At 64.7% G+C, this 23675-nt stretch carries 21 protein-coding genes; 8 read left to right on the forward strand and 13 right to left on the reverse strand.

Going from position 1 to position 23675, the window contains the following annotated elements; translation table 11 throughout:
• The 7 genes from AB3X89_RS09075 to AB3X89_RS09105 all read right to left on the reverse strand — a co-directional run bounded on the left by AB3X89_RS09075 (nucleotide 1) and on the right by AB3X89_RS09105 (nucleotide 6984).
• Nucleotides 1-1047, reverse strand: coding sequence for a bifunctional UDP-4-keto-pentose/UDP-xylose synthase (locus AB3X89_RS09075; RefSeq protein ID WP_176108676.1), 1047 nt, complete (start codon nucleotides 1045-1047; stop codon nucleotides 1-3).
• Nucleotides 1044-1973, reverse strand: a complete 930-nt coding sequence (locus AB3X89_RS09080; protein WP_368582869.1) for a formyltransferase — start codon at nucleotides 1971-1973, stop codon at nucleotides 1044-1046. Before AB3X89_RS09080 ends, AB3X89_RS09075 begins: the two co-directional genes overlap by 4 nt.
• On the reverse strand, nucleotides 1970-3013 hold the full coding sequence (locus AB3X89_RS09085) for a glycosyltransferase (protein ID WP_368582870.1): 1044 nt from the start codon (nucleotides 3011-3013) through the stop codon (nucleotides 1970-1972). The genes AB3X89_RS09080 and AB3X89_RS09085 overlap by 4 nt, the downstream gene beginning before the upstream one ends.
• Nucleotides 3014-3019: 6 nt before the next feature.
• On the reverse strand, nucleotides 3020-4171 hold the full coding sequence (locus AB3X89_RS09090; RefSeq protein ID WP_368582871.1) for a DegT/DnrJ/EryC1/StrS family aminotransferase: 1152 nt from the start codon (nucleotides 4169-4171) through the stop codon (nucleotides 3020-3022).
• Between the two features lie 176 nt (nucleotides 4172-4347).
• Complete coding sequence (locus tag AB3X89_RS09095; protein WP_013089326.1) at nucleotides 4348-4719, reverse strand: SMR family transporter; 372 nt, start codon at nucleotides 4717-4719, stop codon at nucleotides 4348-4350.
• A gap of 24 nt (nucleotides 4720-4743) precedes the next feature.
• Entirely contained in the window at nucleotides 4744-6498 is a 1755-nt protein-coding gene (locus tag AB3X89_RS09100) for a glycosyltransferase family 39 protein (RefSeq protein WP_368582872.1), read from the reverse strand.
• Between the two features lie 111 nt (nucleotides 6499-6609).
• On the reverse strand, nucleotides 6610-6984 hold the full coding sequence (locus tag AB3X89_RS09105) for an Mth938-like domain-containing protein (protein ID WP_230560588.1): 375 nt from the start codon (nucleotides 6982-6984) through the stop codon (nucleotides 6610-6612).
• A 456-nt stretch (nucleotides 6985-7440) separates the two neighbouring features.
• Here AB3X89_RS09105 and AB3X89_RS09110 point away from each other — a divergent pair, with 456 nt between their 5' ends.
• The 6 genes from AB3X89_RS09110 to AB3X89_RS09135 all read left to right on the forward strand — a co-directional run bounded on the left by AB3X89_RS09110 (nucleotide 7441) and on the right by AB3X89_RS09135 (nucleotide 13905).
• Nucleotides 7441-8688 (forward strand): pyridoxal phosphate-dependent aminotransferase, encoded by a 1248-nt coding sequence (locus AB3X89_RS09110; RefSeq protein ID WP_368582873.1) that lies wholly within the window; start codon nucleotides 7441-7443, stop codon nucleotides 8686-8688.
• Nucleotides 8689-8790: 102 nt separating this feature from the next.
• Entirely contained in the window at nucleotides 8791-10122 is a 1332-nt protein-coding gene (locus AB3X89_RS09115) for a homoserine dehydrogenase (protein WP_368582875.1), read from the forward strand.
• An 8-nt stretch (nucleotides 10123-10130) separates the two neighbouring features.
• On the forward strand, nucleotides 10131-11582 hold the full coding sequence (thrC, locus tag AB3X89_RS09120; RefSeq protein ID WP_368582876.1) for a threonine synthase: 1452 nt from the start codon (nucleotides 10131-10133) through the stop codon (nucleotides 11580-11582).
• Between the two features lie 263 nt (nucleotides 11583-11845).
• On the forward strand, nucleotides 11846-13057 hold the full coding sequence (gene glp, locus AB3X89_RS09125) for a gephyrin-like molybdotransferase Glp (RefSeq protein ID WP_368582913.1): 1212 nt from the start codon (nucleotides 11846-11848) through the stop codon (nucleotides 13055-13057).
• Nucleotides 13058-13111: 54 nt separating this feature from the next.
• The gene (moaD, locus tag AB3X89_RS09130; RefSeq protein WP_176108666.1) at nucleotides 13112-13369 is read left to right on the forward strand and encodes a molybdopterin converting factor subunit 1; all 258 of its coding nucleotides are present in this window, start codon (nucleotides 13112-13114) and stop codon (nucleotides 13367-13369) included.
• 59 nt (nucleotides 13370-13428) lie between these two features.
• A complete protein-coding gene (locus tag AB3X89_RS09135; protein ID WP_368582877.1) occupies nucleotides 13429-13905 on the forward strand; it encodes a molybdenum cofactor biosynthesis protein MoaE in 477 nt (158 codons plus the stop codon).
• 74 nt (nucleotides 13906-13979) lie between these two features.
• On the opposite strand, the gene AB3X89_RS09140 is transcribed toward AB3X89_RS09135, so the two are convergent.
• Nucleotides 13980-14528 (reverse strand): group III truncated hemoglobin, encoded by a 549-nt coding sequence (locus AB3X89_RS09140; RefSeq protein ID WP_368582878.1) that lies wholly within the window; start codon nucleotides 14526-14528, stop codon nucleotides 13980-13982.
• A gap of 252 nt (nucleotides 14529-14780) precedes the next feature.
• Here AB3X89_RS09140 and AB3X89_RS09145 point away from each other — a divergent pair, with 252 nt between their 5' ends.
• Nucleotides 14781-15311 carry an Rrf2 family transcriptional regulator gene (locus AB3X89_RS09145; RefSeq protein ID WP_368582879.1) on the forward strand — a complete coding sequence of 177 codons (531 nt, stop codon included), beginning with the start codon at nucleotides 14781-14783 and terminating at the stop codon, nucleotides 15309-15311.
• A 168-nt stretch (nucleotides 15312-15479) separates the two neighbouring features.
• On the forward strand, nucleotides 15480-18077 hold the full coding sequence (gene clpB / locus AB3X89_RS09150; protein ID WP_368582880.1) for an ATP-dependent chaperone ClpB: 2598 nt from the start codon (nucleotides 15480-15482) through the stop codon (nucleotides 18075-18077).
• Nucleotides 18078-18253: 176 nt separating this feature from the next.
• Here clpB and AB3X89_RS09155 read toward each other — a convergent pair whose 3' ends face one another.
• The 5 genes from AB3X89_RS09155 to AB3X89_RS09175 form a co-directional block, all read right to left on the reverse strand.
• Nucleotides 18254-18685 (reverse strand): YidB family protein, encoded by a 432-nt coding sequence (locus AB3X89_RS09155; protein WP_176108661.1) that lies wholly within the window; start codon nucleotides 18683-18685, stop codon nucleotides 18254-18256.
• A 103-nt stretch (nucleotides 18686-18788) separates the two neighbouring features.
• Nucleotides 18789-19361 (reverse strand): ComEA family DNA-binding protein, encoded by a 573-nt coding sequence (locus AB3X89_RS09160; protein WP_368582882.1) that lies wholly within the window; start codon nucleotides 19359-19361, stop codon nucleotides 18789-18791.
• A 523-nt stretch (nucleotides 19362-19884) separates the two neighbouring features.
• The gene (locus tag AB3X89_RS09165) at nucleotides 19885-21264 is read right to left on the reverse strand and encodes an MATE family efflux transporter (RefSeq protein WP_368582883.1); all 1380 of its coding nucleotides are present in this window, start codon (nucleotides 21262-21264) and stop codon (nucleotides 19885-19887) included.
• A 2-nt stretch (nucleotides 21265-21266) separates the two neighbouring features.
• The gene (locus AB3X89_RS09170; RefSeq protein WP_368582884.1) at nucleotides 21267-23024 is read right to left on the reverse strand and encodes an ArnT family glycosyltransferase; all 1758 of its coding nucleotides are present in this window, start codon (nucleotides 23022-23024) and stop codon (nucleotides 21267-21269) included.
• A gap of 305 nt (nucleotides 23025-23329) precedes the next feature.
• The gene (locus AB3X89_RS09175) at nucleotides 23330-23593 is read right to left on the reverse strand and encodes a type B 50S ribosomal protein L31 (protein ID WP_368582886.1); all 264 of its coding nucleotides are present in this window, start codon (nucleotides 23591-23593) and stop codon (nucleotides 23330-23332) included.
• Nucleotides 23594-23675 lie beyond the last annotated feature (82 nt).

The following is a 23675-nucleotide window of genomic DNA, read 5'->3' on the forward strand; positions in this document are numbered from 1 at the left end:
TTATTGCTGTTCGACGAGTGCGCGGGCGTCCGCGACATGGCCGCGATACGCTTCGAAAATCTTGCGCAGCGCTTCGTCGAAAGTCGACGTGGGTGCCCAGCCGAGTTCCTGCTTCGTGTTGTCGATCTTCGGCACGCGGTTCTGCACGTCCTGATAGCCGTTGCCGTAGTACGCGCCCGACGACGTTTCGACCAGTTGTACTTTCTTGGCCGAGTCCGCGTATTCAGGGAATTCGGCCGCAAGTGCCAGCATCTTGTGCGCGAGCTCGCGCACCGAGAAGTTGTTGGTCGGATTGCCGATGTTGTAGATCTTGCCGGTGGCGACGCCGTTCTTGTTCTCGATGATCTTCATCAGCGCGCTGATGCCGTCGTCGATATCCGTGAATGCGCGCTTTTGCGCACCGCCGTCGACGAGGCTGATGTTCTCGCCGCGCACGATGTGGCCGAGGAACTGCGTGACCACGCGCGAGCTACCTTCCTTCGGCGTGTAGATCGAGTCGAGGCCCGGGCCGATCCAGTTGAACGGACGGAACAGCGTGAAGTTCAGGCCTTCCATGCCGTAACCCCAGATCACGCGGTCCATCAGCTGCTTCGAGCACGCGTAGATCCAGCGCGGCTTGTTGATCGGGCCGTACGACAGCTGCGATTCTTCCGGATCGAACTGCTCATCCGTGCACATGCCGTAGACCTCGGAGGTCGACGGAAACACGAGGTGCTTGCCGTACTTGACGGCCGAACGCACGATCGGCAGGTTCGCTTCGAAGTCGAGTTCGAACACGCGCAGCGGCTGCTTCACATAGGTTGCGGGCGTGGCGATCGCGACGAGCGGCAGGATCACATCGCACTTCTTGATGTGATATTCGACCCACTCCTTGTTGATCGTGATGTCGCCTTCGAAGAAGTGCATCCGCTCATGATTGACGAGGTCGCCGAGACGTTCGGTCTGCATGTCCATCCCGAACACTTCCCAGTCGGTCGTTTCGAGAATGCGTTTGGACAGGTGATGGCCGATAAAGCCATTCACACCCAGAATCAGGACTTTTTTCATGAATGAGATTGGATGAGCTGGGCGAATTTCGCCGGACTGACGGCAGTCTCGCCGCCATCGTGCTGGTGCCGCAATTCGTGGATGTTGATCGCGCGGCCGTCGCCGCAAATTGCGAAAACGGCATTATCGCTTACGTGCAGGCCCGGGGGCAAATCCGAGCGGAGCGCGCCGGGCACGGCCAGACGCGCGCGTGCGACGACGAACCGATGGCCGTTCAGATCGGTGAAAGCGCCCGGATACGGCGGCGCGACCGCGCGGATCAGGTTGTAGACCTGCTGCGCGGACTGGCTCCAGTCGATGCGGCCGTCTTCCGGTTTGCGCCCGCCGTAGTAGCTGCCGTGTGCGAGATCGTTCGGCAGATGCGGCGCCTCGCCTGCGAGCAGCGCCGGCAGCACCCGCCACAGCGTTTGCTCCGCCGCGACCGTGACCTTGTCGAAGACCTGTGCGGCGGTGTCGTCGGGCAGAATCGGCACCGGGGTTTGCGCAATGATCGCGCCGGCGTCGGGCTTTGCGGCCATTTCGTGCAGCGTCGCGCCGGTTTCGCTCTCGCCGTTGAGCACCGCCCAGTTGGTCGGCACGCGGCCGCGATACTTCGGCAGCAGCGAGCCGTGCATGTTGTAAGCGCCCCGTGCGGCGATCGCGAGCAGATCGAGCGGCAGCATGTGGCGGTAGTAGAACGAGAAGATGAAGTCCGGCCGCGCGGCGCTCACCGCGGCGCGCAGTTCCGGACTCTTCGGATCGGCCGGCGTGACGACGGCGATGCCGTGCTCGGCCGCGACCGATGCCACGCTGCCGAACCAGATGTTCTCGCTCGGGTTGTCTTCATGCGTGACGACGAGCGCGACGTCGACGCCGCGCGCGAGCAGCACCTGCAGGCAGCGCACGCCGACATTGTGATACGCGAATACGACGGCGCGCGGCTTCATGGCTGACGTCCCTGATCGGCGACCGGCACCGGCTGCACGCCTTGCGCGACGGTCTGGCGCGGTGCTTCGGCGACGGCGCCGCCGTCGCGTTCTTCGAGAATGGTCTGCACCAGATAACGCGGCCGCGCACGCACCTGCTGATAGATCCGGCCGATGTACTCACCGAGCAGGCCGAGCGCGAAGATGATCACGCCGAGCAGGAAGAAGGTGATAGCGAACAGCGTAAACACACCTTGCACTTCCGCGCCGATGATGAAGCGCCGAATCAGCAGCAGGACGAACAGCGCCGCGGAGCCTAGCGACAGGATCACGCCGATGAACGACAGCCATTGCAACGGCACCACCGAGAAACCGGTGACGAGGTCGAAATTCAGGCGGATCAGCGAGTACAGCGAGTACTTCGACTCACCGGCGAAGCGTTCTTCGTGCGCGACCTCGATTTCCACCGGATTCTGCGCGAACGTGTACGCGAGCGCGGGGATGAACGTGTTGATCTCGCCGCAGCGGTTGATCGTATCGATGATGTGACGGCTGTACGCGCGAAGCATGCAGCCCTGGTCGGTCATCTTGATGCGCGTGATGCGCTCGCGCAGATGATTCATCGCGCGCGACGCCTTGCGGCGCCACAGGCTGTCCTGGCGCTGCCGACGGATCGTGCCGACGTAGTCGAAGCCCTCGCGCATTTTCGCGACGAGCTTGCCGATTTCCTCGGGCGGATTCTGCAGGTCGGCGTCGAGCGTGATCACGATGTCGCCGCGCGACTGCTCGAAGCCCGCGAGAATCGCCATGTGCTGGCCGTAGTTGCCGTTCAGCAGGATCACGCGCGTCGTGTCGGGCCGCGCGCGGAACTGCCCGGCAAGCAGCGCCGCGGATTTGTCGCGGCTGCCGTCGTTGATGAAGATCACTTCATAACCGGTGCCGAGCGCATCGAGCGCCGGATAGAGGCGCGCGAACAGCGCGGCCAGTCCGGCTTCCTCGTTGTACACCGGAATGATGATCGACACTTCCGGTGCGACGGCGCGATGTTCCGAATAAGTCATGTCCGCTTACTTTCCGTAGTGTTCGCAAATTTCGTTGACCGCGCGGCACACGCGCTCGACGTCGCCTTCGTTCATCAGCGTGAAGAGCGGCAGCGTGACGGTGGTGGCGCCGAAGCGTTCGGCATGCGGGAACATGCCTTCCTTGAAGCCGCGCGCACGGTACAGGGAAAACAGGTGCAGCGCCGGGTAGTGCACGCCCGAGCCGATGCCGCGCTCCTTCAGCTCGCCCATGAAGCCGGCGCGGTCGATCGACAGCTTTTCGAGCGGCAGCGTGATCTGGAACATGTGCCAGTTGCTGTTTTCGAAGTCTGCGACGGGCAGGCCGACGCCGAGCTTCACGGCCGCGCCGCCTTCGAGCTGCGCGAAGTACGCGCGCGCGAGCTTCTTGCGCTGCGCGATGAAGCGCTCCAGATGCGGCAGCTGGCCGAGGCCGACGCGCGCGGCGACGTCGGTCAGGTTGTACTTGCCGCCGAGCACGTCGCAGTCCATGCCGTCGAAGCCGGTGCGCGTGATGCCCTGCAGCCGGTACTTCTGCGCGAGCACCGCTTCTTCCTCGTTGTTCAGCACGAGCGCGCCGCCTTCGACCGAGGTCAGGTTCTTGTTCGCGTGGAAGCTGAACGACACGATGTCGCCGAGCTTGCCGATGCGCTCGCCGCGCCAGGTCGAGCCGAATGCCTGCGCGGCGTCTTCGATCACGCGCAGCTTGTGCTCGCGGGCGATTGCGTACAGACGGTCCATGTCGACCGGCAAGCCGGACAGGAACACCGGCAGCAGCGCCTTGGTGCGCGGCGTGATGGCTTTTTCGAGCAGATCGAGATCGACGTTGCGCGTGACCGGGTCGATGTCGGCGAACACCGGCGTCGCGCCGGTTTCGAGGATCACGTTGCAGGTCGACACCCAGGTGGCCGGCGTCGTGATGACTTCGTCGCCGGGACCGACGCCGGCGATGCGCAGGCCGATTTCGAGCGTCGCCGTGCCGGAATTGAACGTGCGCACCGGGCGGCCGCCGCAGAATTCGGACAGCGCGGCCTCGAACTTCTGGTTCTGCGGGCCGGTGGTGATCCAGCCGGAACGCAGCACGTCGGCGACGCCCTGGATCGTTTCCTCGTCGATCTCGGGTTTGACAAACGGCAAAAACGGGACTTGTGACTGGCTCATGAATGCATCGCTCGATTGAAAGGGGCGCGGCCCGACGGGCGCGAAGTAAACCACAAACTACGCGCAAACCCAAGGCCGCGGCGGAAAAAACGCAACCGTGCAGCTTACCGCGCCCTACCTTACGTCAGGCTTAGGCGGCTCGTGTGCCGCGCGGGTTCCTGCGCGAGGCGCCGCGCCTAGCTGCGCGCGAGCACGACCACGCCGACCAGAATGATGCCGATGCCCACCAGCTTCTGCACGGACATCACTTCGCCGAACAGGTACCACGCGGCGATCGCGTTGACGACGTAGCCAAGCGACAGCATCGGATAGGCGATCGACACGTCCACCCGCGAGAGCCCGATGATCCACACCGCCACGCTGATCACGTAGCAGGCGAGCCCGCCGATGATCGGCGGCTGGGTTGCCAGCTTGAAGCCGATGGGCAGGATGTTCGCACGGGTGAATTCGAAGTGTCCAACGGCATTCGTGCCGGCCTTGAGCAGCAGCTGCGCGCCGGCGTTCAGCGTGACGCCGGCGAGGATGCAGAAGAGGGAAATCGGGTTCATCGAACGGTCTGGTTCTCTATAGGGTTAGGGCTTTGCCGCGGGCGTGGAGGCGGGGGCAGCGGCGGCGGGAGTCGCGTCGGCGAGCGGCTTCATCACCACCACGCGACGCGAATCGCGGGCGATCACCTGCATCGGCACGCCTTGCTTGACGAGGCGCTCGTAGGTCGGCGGCGGGATCAGCGCGAGCGCGTAGCGATCGGCCTTCCAGCGCTCGATCCACTCGTCGATCGTCGGCACCCATTTTTGCGGCTCGACGGACACGCCGAAGGCGAGCTCGTCCGGGTGCGCGACCATGATCATCGTGTGGCCGATGTAGAACGGCAGCGTATGGTCGAGCACGCCGACCGAGTAGAACGGCGTGTCGGGCGGCAGCTGCGCGAGTTTTGCCTTGATCGCGGGCGCGAGCGGCGCGCCGGAGCTCAGGCGTCCGAACACGTCGTGGCCGGTGCCCGCGATCGTGGCGAGCAGCAGCCAGCCCGCGCCGAACGCGGCGAGGCTGCCGAGGCCGGCCCGTGCGTTGGCGCCTGCGCCATTCTCACCGCGACGGTTCAGCCACAACGCGACCAGCGTGAGCACGAAGGCCACGGCCAGCCCGGCGAGCACCCATACGCGGAACTCGGCGTACAGCGCGGCCGGATTGCGCTCCGAGCCGAGGCGCGACAGGAACAGCGCCGCAAACGCGGCGACTACGAAAAACAGCGCGTAGCCCGCCAGATGCCGGCGCAGCTGCTCGCGCGTGACGAGCGGCAGGTACATGCCGATCAGCATTGCGATCGGCGGCGCGATCGGCAGCGTGTAGGACAGCAGCTTCGAGTGCGACGCGCTGAAGAACAGGAAGATGAAGACGATCCACGTGAGCATCAGCGTTACCGGCGCGAAGCCGTTCGGCTGACGCGGCTGACGCCACGCATGGCGCACGCTTTGCACGGTTACCGACAGCCACGGCAGGAAGCCCACCAGCAGCACCGGCACGAAGTAGTAGAACGCGCCCGGGCGATTCTGCTCGGGCGTCAGATAGCGCTTGAACTGCTGGACGATGAAAAAGAAGTTCAGGAATTCAGGATTGCGCTGCTGCACGAGGACGAACCACGGCGTGACGATCGCGAAGAAGACGATCAGGCCGCTCACCAGGTGCAGTCGCTTCCACAGCGCCCAGTCGCGGGCAATCAGCGTGTAGAGAACCAGCACCGCGCCCGGCAGGATCAGCCCGACGAGACCCTTGGAGAGCACCGCCAGCGCCATCGACGCCCAGCACACCCACATCCAGCCGCGCACGCACGGGGGGCGCAGGTTCGGCCGCTGCGCGAGCAGCAGCGCGCAAAGCGTGAGCGTCATCCAGAACGACAGGCCCATGTCGAGCGTGTTGAAGTGGCCCATCAGGTTCCAGTACGGCGCGCAGGCGAGCACGAGCGCCGCGAACACGCCAGTCGCCGCGTTGAACACGCGCGCACCGGTGAAGCCGATCAGCAGCACGCCGGCGAAGCCCGTCAGCGCGGTATAGAGGCGCGCCTGCCATTCGCCGATGCCGAACCACGCGAACGTCAGCGCGTTCGCCCAGGTTTGCAGCGGCGGCTTCTCGAAGTACTTGTAGGCGTTGTAGCGCGGCGTGATCCAGTCGCCGGTCAGGAACATTTCGCGCGCCATTTCGGCGTAGCGGCCTTCGTCGCTCGGCAGCAGATGGCGCCAGCCGAGCGGCACGAACCAGATCACGGCGAGAACCAGCACCAGCAACAGGATGGCGGTGCGGTTGAGCGGTAGCCTCGACGGCGTATCGTTCATGAAATATCAACCCTTCTTGTTATCGACGACGCGCGCGCAGGCGCGGCGCGGGGGCCAGAACGGGGCCGGCCGGGCGCCGGCTCGCGCGGGATGCGCCGGCGCCGGGCCCGCTCAGGCTTCGATCAGCAACGCGGCCGCGACCTTGCGGCCCTCGGCCATCAGAATGTTGTAGGTGCGGCAGGCGGCCTTGAAGTCCATCGTTTCGACGCCGATGCGTTTCGCGGTGAGTGCGGCGGTCAGCCTCGGGTGCGGAAAGCGCAGCCGCTCGCCGCTGCCGAACACGACCACTTCGGGCGCGGCGTCGACCAGCATCGCGAAATGCTCGGCGCTCAGCTGCTCGAACGACGAGACGGGCCAGGGAATGACCGGCGCGTCCGGCAGCACGAGCAGACTGCCCGCGTGACGCACCAGATTGATTTCGACGTAGTCGGCGCCGTAGCCGGTAACGGTATTCAGTGCGCCGCTGGAATCCTGATGTAATTTCAAATTGGTTTTCCGAAGTCGTCGTGAGACGTCATGCGTATGGCCGGCCTGGATGCACGTCGCACAGGCCGCGCGGTTCGACGCGTGTGACACACGAGAAGGCCGAAAAGGCTTGCCGTTGCGGGTGGTGCATTGCGGAAGTCGGCCAAAATCCGCTAAATTATAACTTTTTAGCCGCCTTGCGGCGCCCCTCGCTCAAGTGCCGCCACAAGCTGCGCTGGGCACATCGGCGTGGCCCACCGGCTACCTGTGCTGGCATCGCCCGCTTTCGCTGCGTTTTTTCCCCGCGCCGGAACCCGGAAAGCCGTAGCCGCTCGACAGTTCGACCCCATTTCGCAGTTGGCCGCCTTTGGTGGCGCCGCCGCGTCCGAATTCCAGTATCGGTGAATCCGAGCGGCCCGGCGCCGTCAGCCGGGCCCCGTTTGCCCGAGGTTTGCCCCCAGCCATCAACCAGATGAAGTGCCCGCCGTGAAACCGATTCTCAAATCCAATAAATTGTTGAATGTCTGCTACGACATTCGCGGGCCCGTCCTCGAACACGCGAAGCGGCTCGAAGAAGAGGGCCACCGCATCATCAAGCTGAACATCGGCAATCTGGCGCCGTTCGGTTTCGAGGCGCCCGATGAAATCATTCAGGACATGATCCTGAATCTGCCCAGCTCGTCGGGCTACTCCGATTCGAAGGGCGTGTTCGCCGCGCGCAAGGCGATCATGCACTACACGCAGCAAAAGGGCGTGCACGGCGTCGAGCTCGACGACATCTACATCGGCAACGGCGCGTCCGAGCTGATCGTGATGGCGCTGCAGGGCCTCGTCAACGACGGCGACGAAGTGCTGCTGCCCGCGCCCGACTACCCGCTGTGGACCGCCGGCGTGAGCCTCGCGGGCGGCACGCCGGTGCACTACATCTGCGACGAGTCGAATAGCTGGATGCCGGACCTCGACGACATCCGCGCGAAAATCACGCCGAACACGCGCGCGCTCGTCGTGATCAACCCGAACAACCCGACCGGCGCGCTGTATTCGGACGAACTGCTGCTCGGCCTGATCGAGATCGCGCGCCAGCACGGCCTCGTGATCTTCGCCGACGAGGTGTACGACAAGATCATCTACGACGGCAAGAAGCACACGTCGATGGCGTCGCTGTCCGAAGACGTGCTGACTGTCACGTTCAACAGCCTGTCGAAGAGCTACCGCTCGTGCGGCTACCGTGCCGGCTGGATGGCCATTTCGGGCCTGACCGGCGAGAACCGCCGGCTCGCGAAAGACTATCTGGAAGGCCTCGGCATCCTCGCGTCGATGCGGCTGTGTCCGAACGTGCCCGGCCAGTATGCGATCCAGACCGCGCTCGGCGGCTATCAGAGCATCAACGACCTGATCGTGCCGAGCGGGCGCCTGTACAAGCAGCGCGAACTCGCCTATGACATGCTGACCGCGATCCCCGGTGTAAGCTGCGTGAAACCGGAAGCGGCGCTCTACATGTTCCCGCGCCTCGACCCGAAGGTGTATCCGATCCAGAACGACCAGCAGTTCATCCTCGACCTGCTGCTCGAAGAGCGCGTGCTGCTCGTGCAGGGCACCGGCTTCAACTGGAAGACGCCGGATCACTTCCGCGTCGTGTTCCTGCCGAACGTCGACGACCTCGCGGATTCGATCAACCGGATCGCGCGCTTCCTCGATGGCTACCGCAAGCGTCACACAGCCTGAACCGCCCTCGCGTACGATGTGGCGCGTGACGTGGCGCATCAGGCGCGCCGCTCGTGCCACCCTTGACACCCTTTTCAAACCTCTATTAGAAACACACGCTGCATGGAACCGATCAAAGTTGGACTGCTGGGCTTCGGCACGGTAGGCAGAGGCACCTTCACGGTACTGCGCCGCAATCAGGAAGAAATCAAACGTCGCGCGGGTCGCGGCATCGAGATTGCGCGCATCGCCGTGCGCAACCCGGCCAAGGCGACCGCGGCGCTCGGCGGCGAAGCCGGCAGCGTAGCGCTGACCGATGACTTCAACGCGGTCGTCGACGATCCGTCGATCGCGATCGTGGCGGAAATGATCGGCGGCACCGGCATTGCGCGCGACCTCGTACTGCGCGCGATCAACAACGGCAAGCACGTGGTCACCGCCAACAAGGCGCTGCTCGCCGTACATGGCACGGAGATCTTCCAGGCGGCGCGCGCGAACGGCGTGATGGTCGCGTTCGAAGCGGCGGTGGCGGGCGGCATTCCGATCATCAAGGCGTTGCGTGAAGGGCTGACGGCGAACCGTATCCAGTACATCGCCGGCATCATCAACGGTACGACGAACTACATCCTGTCGGAGATGCGCGACCGCGGGCTCGATTTCGCCACCGCGCTGAAGGCCGCACAGGAGCTCGGCTACGCGGAAGCGGACCCGACCTTCGACATCGAAGGCGTCGACGCCGCGCACAAGGCGACGATCATGAGCGCGATCGCGTTCGGCGTGCCGGTGCAGTTCGACCGCGCGTACGTCGAAGGCATCAGCAAGCTCGCCGCGATCGACATCAAATACGCCGAGGAACTCGGCTATCGCATCAAGCTGCTCGGCATCACGCGGCGCACCGATAAAGGCATCGAACTGCGCGTGCATCCCACGCTGATTCCGGAAAAGCGCCTGCTCGCGAATGTGGAAGGCGCCATGAACGCGGTCGTCGTGCACGGCGACGCGGTCGGCACGACACTGTACTACGGCAAGGGCGCGGGCGCGGAGCCGACGGCTTCCGCGGTGGTCGCCGATCTGGTCGACGTGACTCGTCTGCACACGGCCGACCCCGAGCATCGCGTGCCGCATCTGGCGTTCCAGCCGGACAGCCTGTCGAACACGCCGATCCTGCCGATCGAAGAAGTCACGAGCGGCTACTACCTGCGCCTGCGCGTCGCCGACGTGACCGGCGTGCTCGCCGACATCACGCGCATTCTGGCGGACACCGGCATTTCGATCGACGCGCTGCTGCAAAAGGAATCGGAACTCGTCGACGCGAACGGCAAGGGCGAAACCGACATCCTGCTGATTACGCACGAGACGGTCGAAAAGCAGGTCAACGCCGCGATCAAGTCGATCGAAGGGCTCGAGACCGTCGTCTCGCAAGTCACGAAGCTGCGCATGGAAGCGCTGAACTAGGCCGAACTATGAACTACCTCTCCACGCGCGGCGCCGGAGCCGGCGAGCGCCATACCTTCTCCGACATCCTGCTCGGCGGTCTCGCGAAAGACGGCGGACTGTATCTGCCGGCCGAATATCCGCGCATCACCGCGGACGAACTCACGCGCTGGCGCACGCTGCCGTACGCGGATCTCGCGTTCGAAATCCTGTCGAAGTTCTGCGACGACATCCCCGCCGACGATCTGCGCGCGCTGACGCGCAAGACCTACACGGCCGCGACCTACTGCAACGTGCGCGACGACGAAAGCGCCGCGCAGATCACGCCGCTGAAGACGCTCGGCGTCGAAGACGGCGCGCCGCTGTCGCTGCTCGAACTGTCGAACGGGCCGACGCTCGCGTTCAAGGACATGGCGATGCAGCTGATCGGCAACCTGTTCGAGTACGCGCTCGCGAAGCACGGCGAAACGCTGAACATTCTCGGCGCGACCTCGGGCGATACCGGCAGCGCCGCTGAATACGCGATGCGCGGCAAGAAGGGCATCCGCGTGTTCATGCTGTCGCCGCACAAAAAGATGAGCGCGTTCCAGACCGCGCAGATGTACAGCCTGCAAGACCCGAACATCTTCAATCTCGCGGTGGAAGGCGTGTTCGACGACGCGCAGGACATCGTGAAGGCGGTGTCGAACGACCACGCGTTCAAGGCGAAGTACAAGATCGGCACGGTGAATTCGATCAACTGGGCGCGCGTCGTCGCGCAGGTCGTCTACTACTTCAAGGGCTACTTTGCCGCGACGAAGTCGAACGACGAGCGTGTGTCGTTCACGGTGCCGTCGGGCAACTTCGGTAACGTGTGCGCGGGTCATATCGCGCGCATGATGGGTCTGCCGATCGAGAAGCTCGTCGTCGCGACCAATGAGAACGACGTGCTCGACGAGTTCTTCCGCACCGGCATCTACCGGGTGCGCAAGGCAGCCGAGACGTATCACACGAGCAGCCCGAGCATGGACATCTCGAAGGCGTCGAACTTCGAGCGTTTCGTGTACGACCTGCTCGGCCGCGATCCGGCGCGCGTGCTGCAACTGTTCCGCGACGTCGAGGAGAAGGGCGGTTTCGACCTCGCGGCGAGCGGCGACTTCGCGCGCGTGAGGGAGTTCGGTTTCGTGTCCGGCAGCAGCAGCCACGACACCCGCGTCGAAACGATCCGCGACGTGTTCCAGCGCTACGACACGATGATCGACACGCACACGGCCGACGGCGTGAAGGTCGCGCGCGAGCATTTGCAACCGGGCATTCCGATGATCGTGCTCGAGACCGCGCAGCCGATCAAGTTCGGCGAGACGATCCGCGAAGCGCTGCTGCGCGAACCGGAGCGGCCGGCGGCGTTCTCGGGACTCGAAGCGCTGCCGCAGCGCTTCGAGGTCGTGCCCGCGGATGCGCAGAAGGTGAAGGACTTCATCGTCGCGAATACCGGCGCATAAGGGCGACCGGCGACGTCAAACGGGCCGCGCGGGCCGTTTTCGGCTCACGCGGCATCCCGCGGCCGTGTCGATTCGCGTTAATCGACTCCCACGCCCGCACTACGAAAAAACGCTGGCCGCACCCTCGGCGGCCACGCAGCGAAAATCACAAAAAGCTCTCCATGACGCCCGGCCGCCCAGGCTAACGGCATCGGCCGCTACAATGTTCTTTTAACCTGCGGCTTCGACACATCCCGATGTCCACACCCACGCCCCGCGCCCCGATGCTCGCCACTGCCGATGCGTTGGCCATCCTGCTCGACGCCGCCCGCGCGATCGACGGTATCGAAACGCTGCCGACGCTCGACGCGCTGAATCGCGTGCTCGCCACCGACGTCACGTCGCCGCTCGACGTGCCGCCGATGCACACGAGCGCGATGGACGGCTACGCGGTTCGTATCGCCGATCTCGCGCACGGCAGCCGCCTGCCGGTCTCGCAACGGATTCCGGCCGGCCATGCACCGGCGCCGCTCGCGCCCAATAGCGCGGCACGCATCTTCACCGGTGCGACGGTGCCCGCTGGCGCGGACGCGGTCGTGATGCAGGAACAGACCGAGGCGGCCGGCGACGAAGTGACGATCGTGCATCGTCCGCAGGCGGGCGAGTGGATCACCGCGCAGGGCGCCGATATTCGCGCAGGCTCGGTGATCCTGCCGGCCGGCACGCGGCTCACGCCGCAGGCGTTGGGGCTTGCCGCGTCGGTCGGATGTGCGCGGCTCGAGGTGCGCCGGCGCGTGAAGGTCGCCGTGTTTTTCACCGGCGACGAACTGACGATGCCAGGCGAGCCGCTGAAGCCCGGCGCGATCTACAACTCGAATCGCTTTACGCTGCGTGGCCTGCTCGAGAAGCTCGGCTGCGACGTGACCGACTACGGCATCGTCGCCGATCAGCTCGACGCGACCCGCGCAACCCTGCGCGAGGCCGCTGAGGCGCACGATCTGATTCTCACCTGCGGCGGCGTGTCGGTCGGCGAGGAGGATCATGTGAAGCCGGCGGTCGAGGCCGAAGGGCGTCTGTCGATGTGGCAGATCGCCATGAAGCCGGGCAAGCCGCTCGCGTTCGGCGCGGTGCGCCGTGGCGCGGGGGGCACGGCGGAAACGTTTTTCATCGGCCTGCCCGGCAATCCGGTGTCGAGCTTCGTCACGTTCCTGCTGTTCGTGCGTCCGTTCGTTCTGCGGCTGGCCGGGGTGCAGACGGTCGCGCCGCGCGCGTTGTCGCTGCGCGCCGACTTCACGCAGGGCAAGGCCGATCGCCGCAACGAATTCCTGCGCGCGCGCGTCAACGCAGCGGGCGGGCTGGATCTGTTTGCCAATCAGAGCTCGGCCGTGTTGACTTCGACCGTGTGGGGCGACGGCCTGATCGACAATCCGCCGAACCACGCGATCAGCGCCGGCGAAACCGTGCGCTTCATTCCGTTTTCCGAACTGCTGAACTGAGGCCGGCTATCCGCGGCATGCACCGCATGCGCGGCACAAACCGGCGGTATCCCGATGAAGATTGAACTTCGATACTTTGCGAGCGTACGTGAAGCGCTCAATACCTCCGACGAAACCGTCGAGGTGCCCGACGGCATCGCGACCGTCGGCGACGTGCGCGCGTGGCTGCGCGTGCGTGGCGGCATCTGGGCCGAGACGCTTGCCGAAGGCCGCGCGCTGCGCATGGCCTGCAACCACGTGATGACCGACGCGAGCACGCGTATCACCGAGGGCTGCGAGGTCGCGTTCTTTCCGCCCGTCACCGGCGGCTGAGCCGGGCACAAGCCCATCATCACGTCCACGCCAGCGTCACAAGCCCTCAGGAGTCGTCCATGCCCGTTCGCGTCCAGACCGAAGACTTCGACCTCAGCGCCGAGGTGGCCGCGCTGCGCGCGCGCAATCCGAGGATCGGCGCGATCGCGTGCTTCGTCGGCACCGTGCGCGACCTGAACGAGGGCAGCGCGGTCGAGACGATGGAGCTCGAACACTATCCGGGCATGACGGAGAAGTCGCTCGAGGCTATCGTTGAGCGTGCGCGCGAACGCTGGCCGGGCATCGAGGTGCTGATCGTGCATCGTGTCGGCAAGCTTTATCCGCTCGATCAGATCGTGCTTGTTGCGACGACGGCCGCGCATCGCGGCGATGCGTTTGCGTCGTGCGAATTCGTGATGGACTATCTGAAGACCGAAGCGCCGTTCTGGAAGAAAGAGAAAACCGACGCGGGCGAGCGCTGGGTCGACGCGCGCGTGACCGACGATGCCGCGCTCGCGCGCTGGGGCGTCGAATCGGGGAACCAGACTGCGGAGTAGCCGAACCGCGGGCCGCGGCGCTGCGGTGGCGCACGCGGCGTGTTTGTGTCAGGCGCGTCGGCGCCGACCGACGTTCACTGATCCCTTGAGCGTCCGATGATCGGCACCGGAAACGGCTCCCCAGCCGGCCGCGACGGATGCTCGCCATCGTCGTCAGCATCGCGGGGCCGACGCTTCGGCGCCACCCGCTCGAGCAGCGCCTGCTGCTCCGCCGGAATCTTGTAATCCCAGCCGTAACGGCTCAGCTGCAGACTCTGCGCAATCCGTAGTGCCGGCTCCATGAAACGGATCGCTGCGGCCGGTTGATAGCGCGATTCGACCGTATCCAGGAACAGATACAGCCAGCGGCTGAAGTGCTGCGGCTCGATGCCTTCGAGCGGCTGATGCACCTGCTGCACGTTGCCGCGATATTGCTTCGCACCCAGCACGAGGCTGTTCCAGAACGTGCACATCTTCGGCAGATGGTCGTCCCAGCGGCCCTCGAGCTTCGCGTCGAAAACCGGACCCAGCAGCGGATCGGCGCGCACCCGATCGTAAAAGCCGTAGACGAGCTCGCGGATATTGGCCTCGGTGGGTTCGGCCGCGCGCTCGACCGGTGGCGCGGCGGGGAAAGACGGATTCATGCGGATTCCAGAAAAATACGTTTGCCGGTGGCGGTTGACTGAACTTCGAACCCCCCGTTTTTCTAACAAACGGTTGATGCGGAAAAAGCTACTATTGCTATCCGATACAGTTTTGCAACGCGATTCGAGGAACGACGCCGCCAGCCAGTGATGTTAGGGCGCGGCGCAGGTTCACCGCAACCCTTGCGTCGACGCGGTTTTCGGGCACGTTCAACGCACTTGCTCGCAGCTTTTCAAGCTATACCAGGACCTATGAGACTTACCGACTATACGGATTACGCGCTGCGCGTGCTGCTGTACCTCGCGGTGCGGGGCGACGGATTATCGACGATCCACGACATTTCGGAAGCTTACGGGATCTCGAAGAACCATCTGATGAAGGTCGTGCAGCAACTGGGCGAACTCGGCTGGGTCGAGACCGTGCGCGGCCGCAACGGCGGGTTGCGGCTCGCCGCACAGACGCTGTCGCTGACCGTCGGCGACGTGGTGCGGGTCACGGAAAGCGACTTCGCGCTGGTCGGCTGTCTGCCGGACCGGCAGGGCCAACAGCGGCCTTGCGTCATCACGACGCACTGCCGGCTGCGCGGCGCGTTGCAGGCGGCGAACCTCGCTTTTCTCGCCGAACTCGATCGCTTTACCATCGGCGAAGTCGCGCAACCGAAAAGTGCGCTCGCGGCATTGCTCGGGTTGGGACCCAATATTCAGAGGGTGCCGCTGCCGATTCCGGTGGCATCGGATGGCACGCGTGGCGGCAGTTCGGCGACGTTGGGCCACAAGAGCTAGAACCTCGGGCCGGCTCCAGGGTGCGCAAACCCCTCCGGTCGCCCCGGGGGAAGGATCGCGGCAGTTCTTGCGCTCAAATGTTAAATAGTTGCGACCGAGGCCAAAAAAGCGCTTGAAACCCTAATAAATCGCCTCATTTTGGTGGTAATCGAAATTGGAGGTCTCTTGATGAGAATCGACAAACTCACCACTAAATTCCAGGAAGCGCTCGCTGACGCCCAGAGTCTGGCGGTTGGCCACGACAATCAGTACATCGAACCCGTCCACGTGCTCGCGGCACTCGTCGCGCAGCAGGACGGCTCCGCCCGCTCGCTGCTATCGCGCGCCGGCGTGCATGTACAACCTCTACAGACCGCACTGAACGACGCGATCACGCGACTGCCCCAAGTGCACGGCACCGACGGCAACGTGCAGATCGGCCGTGAACTGACCGGTCTGTTGAATCAGGCCGACAAGGAAGCGCAGAAGCTCAACGACACGTTCATCGCGAGCGAAATGTTCCTGCTCGCGGTCGCCGACGATAAGGGCGACGTGGGCCGTCTCGCGCGCGAGCACGGCTTGTCGCGCAAGGCGCTCGAAACCGCGATCGCCGCGGTGCGCGGCGGCTCGCAGGTGCATAGCCAGGACGCCGAAAGCCAGCGCGAAGCGCTGAAGAAATACACGATCGACCTGACCGAGCGCGCCCGCGCCGGCAAGCTCGACCCGGTGATCGGCCGCGACGACGAAATCCGCCGTTCCATCCAGATCCTGCAACGCCGCACCAAGAACAACCCGGTGCTGATCGGCGAGCCGGGTGTGGGCAAGACCGCGATCGTCGAAGGGCTCGCGCAACGGATCGTCAATGGTGAAGTGCCGGAAACGCTGAAGAACAAGCGCGTGCTGTCGCTCGACATGGCCGCGCTGCTCGCGGGCGCCAAATATCGCGGCGAGTTCGAGGAGCGCCTGAAGGCCGTGCTCAACGACATCGCGAAAGACGAAGGGCAAACCATCGTCTTCATCGACGAGATTCATACGATGGTCGGCGCCGGCAAGGCCGAAGGCGCGATGGACGCGGGCAACATGCTGAAGCCGGCGCTCTCGCGCGGCGAGCTGCATTGCGTCGGCGCGACCACGCTCGACGAATACCGCAAGTACATCGAGAAGGATGCCGCGCTCGAGCGCCGCTTCCAGAAGGTGCTGGTGGACGAACCGTCGGTCGAGGCGACCATCGCGATCCTGCGCGGTTTGCAGGAGCGCTATGAATTGCACCACGGCGTCGACATCACCGACCCGGCGATCGTCGCGGCGGCGGAGCTGTCGCATCGCTACATCACGGACCGCTTCCTGCCGGACAAGGCGATCGATCTGATCGACGAAGCCGCCTCGAAGATCAAGATGGAAATCGACTCGAAGCCGGAGGAGATGGACCGGCTCGACCGTCGTCTGATCCAGCTGAAGATCGAACGCGAAGCGGTGAAGAAGGAGAAGGACGAAGCGTCGCAGAAGCGTCTGCAGCTGATCGAAGAGGAAATCGAGCGCCTGAACCGCGAATATTCGGACCTCGAAGAAATCTGGACCGCCGAAAAAGCAGCGGTCCAGGGCAGCGCGCAGTTGAAGGAAGAGATCGAGAAGACGCGCGCGGAAATTGTGCGTCTGCAGCGCGAGGGCAAGCTCGAGAAGGTCGCGGAACTGCAGTACGGCAAGCTGCCGGGGCTCGAAGCGCAGTTGAAGGAAGTCACACGCGCCGAAGCCGAGGAGCAGAACAGTCCGAAGCGTCCGCGTCTGTTGCGCACGCAGGTCGGTGCGGAAGAAATCGCCGAGGTCGTGTCGCGGGCAACCGGTATTCCGGTGTCGCGCATGATGCAAGGCGAGCGCGAAAAGCTGCTGCAGATCGAGTCGAAGCTGCATGAGCGCGTGGTCGGCCAGGACGAGGCGATCAGCGCGGTCGCCGATGCGATCCGCCGCTCACGCGCGGGTCTGTCGGACCCGAACCGTCCGTACGGATCGTTCCTGTTCCTGGGGCCGACCGGCGTCGGCAAGACCGAGCTGTGCAAGGCGTTGGCGTCGTTCCTGTTCGACTCGGAAGAGCACCTGATCCGTATCGACATGAGCGAGTTCATGGAGAAGCACAGCGTCGCGCGACTGATCGGCGCGCCGCCGGGATACGTCGGCTACGAGGAGGGCGGTTATCTAACCGAGGCCGTGCGCCGCAAGCCGTATAGCGTGATCCTGCTCGACGAAATCGAGAAGGCCCATCCGGACGTGTTCAACGTGCTGCTGCAGGTGCTCGACGACGGCCGCATGACAGATGGCCAGGGCCGCACCGTCGACTTCAAGAACACGGTGATCGTGATGACCTCGAACCTCGGTTCGCAGGTGATCCAGGCGATGGTCGGCGAGTCGCAGGAAGCGATCAAGGACGCGGTGTGGGAAGAGGTGAAGCTGCACTTCCGGCCCGAGTTCCTGAACCGGATCGACGACGTCGTCGTGTTCCATGCGCTCGACCGCTCGAACATCCAGTCGATCGCGCGGATCCAGTTGCAGCGTCTGCACGAGCGGCTCGCGAAGCTCGACATGCAGCTGGTGGTATCGGACGCGGCGCTCGAGCACATCGGCAAGGTCGGCTACGACCCGCTGTTCGGTGCGCGGCCGCTGAAGCGCGCGATCCAGCAGGAGATCGAGAACCCGATCGCGAAGCTGATTCTGGCCGGCAAGTTCGGTCCGAAGGATGTGATTCCGGTCGAAGTGGACGACGGCCAGCTGCGGTTCGAACGCGTCGTGCACTGAGCGCGATGGCCTGATGACGTGACGGGGCGGCGGCGGTCGAGCCGTTCCCGCCAACGTGAAGAAACCGGCAACGAAGGCGACTTCGTTGCCGGTTTTCTTTTGCCCGCCGTTTTCAAACCGGGCGTCGACCTCGACCGGCAGCTTGGGCCGCTATCAGCGCATCGCGCACAGCGTGTTCAAGCGTTGCCCTTGTTGCCGAGCAGCGCCGACAGGCCGCCGAGCGCGCCGAGCACCGTGGTCGCGTTCAGCTTGCCATCGGCCGGCACCTCGCCTTCCGGCGTCGCCGCGTTGACGACGTGCGGCAGGATCTGCGACAGCAGCCCCGTCACCTGATCCGGCTGCACGCCGGCCTTGGCGGCGAGGCCGCTGACGGCCTCGGAGCCGAGCACGTTATGCAGCGCGTCGGGCGCGATCGGCTGGTTTTCGCCGTTGCCGACCCACGACGACACGACGTCGCCGAGGCCCTTTTCCTGGAAGCGCTGGATCAGGCCGTTCAGGCCGCCAGGCTGGTTATTGACGAATTCGAGCGCGGCTGCGATCAGCGCTTGCTGGCCGCCGCCTTCTGGCGATTTGCCAAGCAGGGAACCGATGGTGTCGAGTAGGCTCATGACGGTCTCTCTTGAATGCCGGCGCGTGCATGACGGCCGGGCGGGTGACGACGACGCGCGGTTGCGCGTCGCGGTGAAACGCAAGGGCGGCAGCCCGCCGGCCTCAAGCGCCGGACGCGGCCGCGGCGGATGCCGCGTTGCTCTTCTTCGTTTTCTTCTTCGAAGCCTTGGTGCCGGATGCTTCGGCCGGTGCGCTAGCTGCCGCGGCGGCCGGCGCCGCAGCAGTCGCCGCTTCTGATGCAGCGGCCTTCTTCTTCGACTTCGACGGCTTCCCGGCCGACGCGGGAGCGGCCGCGGCCGGCGCTGCTGTCGTGGCGGCGGGCGCGGCCCCGGTGGTTGCCGCGGGAGCCGCTGGCGTCGTTTTCGTGGTCGACCTGGTCGACGTCTTCGCGCCGGTCGGCGGCGCCGACGAGCCGTTGATCGTCAGTCCGGCCGCTTCGAGGTTCTCGACCGACTTCTGGCCGATGCCCTTCACGCGCGCGGCGAGATCGTCGGCGTTCTTGAACGGGCCGTTTTTGGCGCGTTCGTCGAGGATCGCTTTCGCATGCACGGGGCCGATGCCCTTGACCGATTCGAGCGCGGCCTGATCGGCGGTATTCACTTCCACTGCCGCGGCAAATCCGGCCGACAGCGACAAAGCCACAGCGACGCAAAGCATGAAAAGCTTTTTCAGCATGGCAAGCACTCCATTGAGGGCAAAAAGTTAGCCGGGAACGGTCGACCTATCCTGTCAGCGGGCGCTGCGTTTAAGCATAGGACAAATCGCAGGCCCGATTTGAGATAGCGGTCGATTTATACCGATCGATCGATGACAAGTAAATCCGGCCACACAATCTTTAAAACTTTAGCGGCAGGTTATTTCCGATGATTTATCGGTCGATACCGGTCGCGATAATGCGTTTGCGATAAAGAATCGGTAACGCTGACGGATCACACCGTCCGACGCTTGACTTGGAGTGCACTCGAAGTCCTAAGCTGAGTCCGTCATGTCGAAACACTCGACCGCGCTCACCATCGGTCAGGTTGCCGAAACGTGTTCGCGGCGCGGGAAGAAAGAGCAGGCCGCGGCCGCAGCGTGAGAGGGCCCGGCTGCGCGGGGAGGGGAAAAGGGGATGCGGAGCGGGTTTGTCTCACCCAGGATGGGACGCAACTAACCGTCCGAATGATTCCGTTCGGGGCCTTCCTGAGACCCCATCGCCTCATACAGCCGAATCGACCCGCACTGCAGCGGTCTCGCGCAAATAGCGCTGGCTCACGATCCGCCAATACACCAGCAAGCCGACCCCGGCAATCGCGAGACTCGCGGTATTCGCGACCCAGAATCCGCGCGCGCCGGTCAGCCAGGGCGGTGTGAGGCCGGTCGTATCGAAGCCGAGCGCATAGCCGCCGCCGAGCCCCACACCCCACAGCGCGACCGCATAGATGACGGTCGGCACGACCGCGACCTTGTAGGCACGCAGCACGAACGCGGTCGTGATCTGCAAAGCATCGAACAGGTGGTAGCAGGCGACGATCAGCACCAGCGGCAACGCCTTCGCCGCGACCTGCGCGTTCGTCGTATAGCCATCGACGATATACGGCCGCAGCACCAGCACGAGCGCGCCATAGCAGCACGCGATCGCAACCGCCATCGCGATGCCGTGACGCGACAGCGTGCGCGCCGCTTGCGGCCGATGCGCGCCTAGCGCCTGCGCGACCACCGTCGACGACGCGATGCCGATCGACAGCGGCGTCATATACAGCACCGCGCCGATATTGCCGGCGATCTGATGCCCGGCGAGCGTCGTCGTGCCGAAGCGCGCGATGAAGAGCGCCATGAACGTGTACGACGTGACCTCGATCAGATACGACAACCCCATCGGAATACCGAGCCGCAGTTGCGCGGCCTGGCGCTTCCAGACCGGCCAGCAGAACTGCGTGAAGATACCGAGCGCCTTGAAATCGTCGATGCGCGCGAGCAGCAGCATGCCGAGCGCCGCGAGCGCCCAATTGAGAAGCGTGCTCGCGAGCGCGCAGCCCGGACCGCCCAGCGCCGGCACGCCGAGGCCGCCGAAAATGAACCAGGTATTGAGCGGAATTTTCAGCAGCAGCGCGGCGATCTGCAGGAACATCACGAGCCGCGGTTTGCCGAGCGCATTGGCAACGGAACTGTAGACCCGGAACGCGAGGCCGGCGGGCAGCCCGAACGCGAGAATCCGCAGATACGCGAGCGTGCGCTCGTGCAGCGCGTCGGGCACGTGCGACAACGACAACAGCGGCCCGGGGAAGAACAGGATCAGAAAGCCGATCACCGTCAGCGCGGCGGCGAGCCACCATGACTGGCGCACCTCTTCGCCGATCTCGCCGTAGCGGCGCGCGCCGTACAGTTGCGCGGTAATCGGCTGCAGCGCGGTCAGGATGCCGGTCAGGCCGATATAGACCGAGACGTAGATCGACGAGCCGAGCCCGAGAGCGGCCAGATCGACGGCCGAATAGCGTCCGACCATCGCCGTGTCGATCACGCCGAACGCGATGATGGCCAGTTGGCCGATCAATACGGGCCACGCGAGCGCGGCGATTTTCCGTACGTCGGCGAACATGGTCAGTTGGGCTTCTTGTGCCAGTTGCGGTGCTTGCCGGGCGGCGGCTTCGGACGGTCGATGCGCACGTACAGGCGGAAGCGCTCGTCGCGGTCGGCCGCGCGGCGGCCTTCCCACACGAGCTTCCAGATGTAGTCGGGCAGCGCGCTGGGGTCGCCGTAGTCCTGCGAGTCCTGGCGCAGGATCACATCGCAGTCCTGGTCGAACGAGAAGTGCATGTCGCCGAAATACGCGAACGTCGCGATCTGCGCATTGCCGAGGCGCACCGGCGAGATGCAGGTGTAGTCATCAGGCAAGTGGTTGGCGATCTGCTGCGCGACGTCGCGATAGGTACGGCTGTAGTTGACCACCGGCAGCCATAGCGTCATCAGCAGCACCCACATCAGCGTCGTGCCGGCGCTCGACAGCACCACGCTACGCCACAACACCTTCGGATGACGCGCGAGGCGCCAGCGCACCAGCAGGAACCAGCAGACGGTTACCGCGATCGCGCAGATGAACGACAGAATCTTGAATTGCGGCACGAAGCCGGGCGCGAGCCGCGCGAGATTGCGCGCGAGCGGGTGCGGAAAACCGGTCAGACTCGCCGCATACACGGCCCACACGAAGCTGCCGAGGATCGTGAAGCTCAGCAGCGCGAACCAGTCGATCGCGTTGATCGCGCCGCGCTTGAGCGTCGGCAGCGCGAAAGTGGCGAGCACCGCCAGCGGCGGCAGCAGCAGCATATAGAGTCGATTCGATTGATGGCTTTGCAGCACCACGAGTACAAACAGCGGTCCGATCACCGACAGCGGAATCGCCACGTGCGGCGCGCGCCGCAGACCCTTCCAGCTGAACCACGACCACAGCGCGAGCGGCCAGGCGGGCCACGTGAAGAGCGGCAGGTTTTTCAGTGCATACGCGGCGACGGAGCCGGGTGGGCCCGCGAACGAGCTCAGGCTCACGTGCAGCCATTGGTTCAGGTACCAGACGGCGTCGTCGGGGAAAGCGGCAAGCGCGATGATCGGCCACGATACCGCGAGCACCAGCGCGACGGGTAGACCCGCGAGCAGCAGCGAGCGCGAACGCGTTTCGCGCACGATCAGCGTCATCGCGAGCGTGCCGAGCAGCAGCGCGCCGACCAGCACCGGGCTGCTCGCGAGTGTGACGAGGCCGATCGCGAGGCCCCAGATCAGCGCTCCCTGGATCGGCTTGTCGATCATGCGCACGAGGCCGTACACGAGCATCGCGATGCAGACGAACTGGACGAGCTGCGGCGTGGTTTCGTGGCCGCGCTCGGCGAGGCCGAAGCACGCGAGCAGGATCAGCAGTGCGCCATCGGCGAGCGTGCGGCCATAGTCGCGTGGTTCGGGCTCGCCGCCAAACGCGTATTTGAACGGCTGCACTTCGGCACGCCGGCCGAGCAGATACGCCGCGTACCAGACGAACGCACAGCCCGCGCAGAACAGCAGACCCGTGAACACGCGCGACGCGTTGCTCGCGTCGACCCATGGCGCAAGGACCCGGATCGCGCTCGCGCCGAGCCAGTAGCCGAGCGGGCCGTCCTCGGTCAGATATTTGCCGACGAGATTCGGCAGGAGCCAGTCGTGCGCGCCGCCATTCGCCATCGTCCACATGACACCGAAGCCGGCCGCGTCCTCGTTCTTCCACGGATCGCGGCCGAACAGGCCGAACGAGGCGTAGACGATACAGATGGCCAGCAGCAGCCAGCGCGGCAACGCACTGGTCGCAGAGGCGGTGAGGCGGACGACAGGTCTCATGCGGTGTGTGGAGTCTGGATAAACGATGCGGCCGGAGCGACTTGGCAAGTCAGGGCGGGAGGGCCCGTTTCGAGCATCCGGCATTGTAGTCGTGCGGTGCGATGCACGTCACGGCCGGTAACGCCCGGCAACGTCGATGGACAACCTGTAACAGGTGTCGTGAAAGCGCGGTGTGCTGGTTCCGGGTTATGCCATCGCAAGTGTGCGACGCAGCGGCCGCCCGCGCGTGGGCGACAAAAAAGGGCAGCTCGCGCTGCCCTTTCTGTTTGCTCCGTTGCCGGCCGGAAGCCGGCACCGTTGCCGTATTACTTTGCTGCCTTGCCCGAAGCGCGGGAGCCGAACTTCTTGTTGAACTTCTCGACACGGCCGGCCGTGTCCATGATCTTTTGCTGGCCGGTGTAGAACGGGTGCGATTCCGACGACACTTCGATCTTCGCGAGCGGGTAGGTCTTGCCGTTGAATTCCGCGGTTTCGCGCGTTTGGATGGTCGAGCGGGTCACGAACTTGAAGTCGTTCGACATATCGATGAACAGGACTTCGCGGTAATCCGGGTGAATGCCTTCTTTCATGGTCTTTCCTTTAATCTGGCGGTAGCCAACCCGCGTGCAGCCTTAAATTAGACTGCCTTCAGGCGCGAGCCACTTGCCTACG

Source organism: Paraburkholderia sp. BR14320 (assembly GCF_040948665.1).
Lineage (GTDB): Bacteria > Pseudomonadota > Gammaproteobacteria > Burkholderiales > Burkholderiaceae > Paraburkholderia > Paraburkholderia youngii.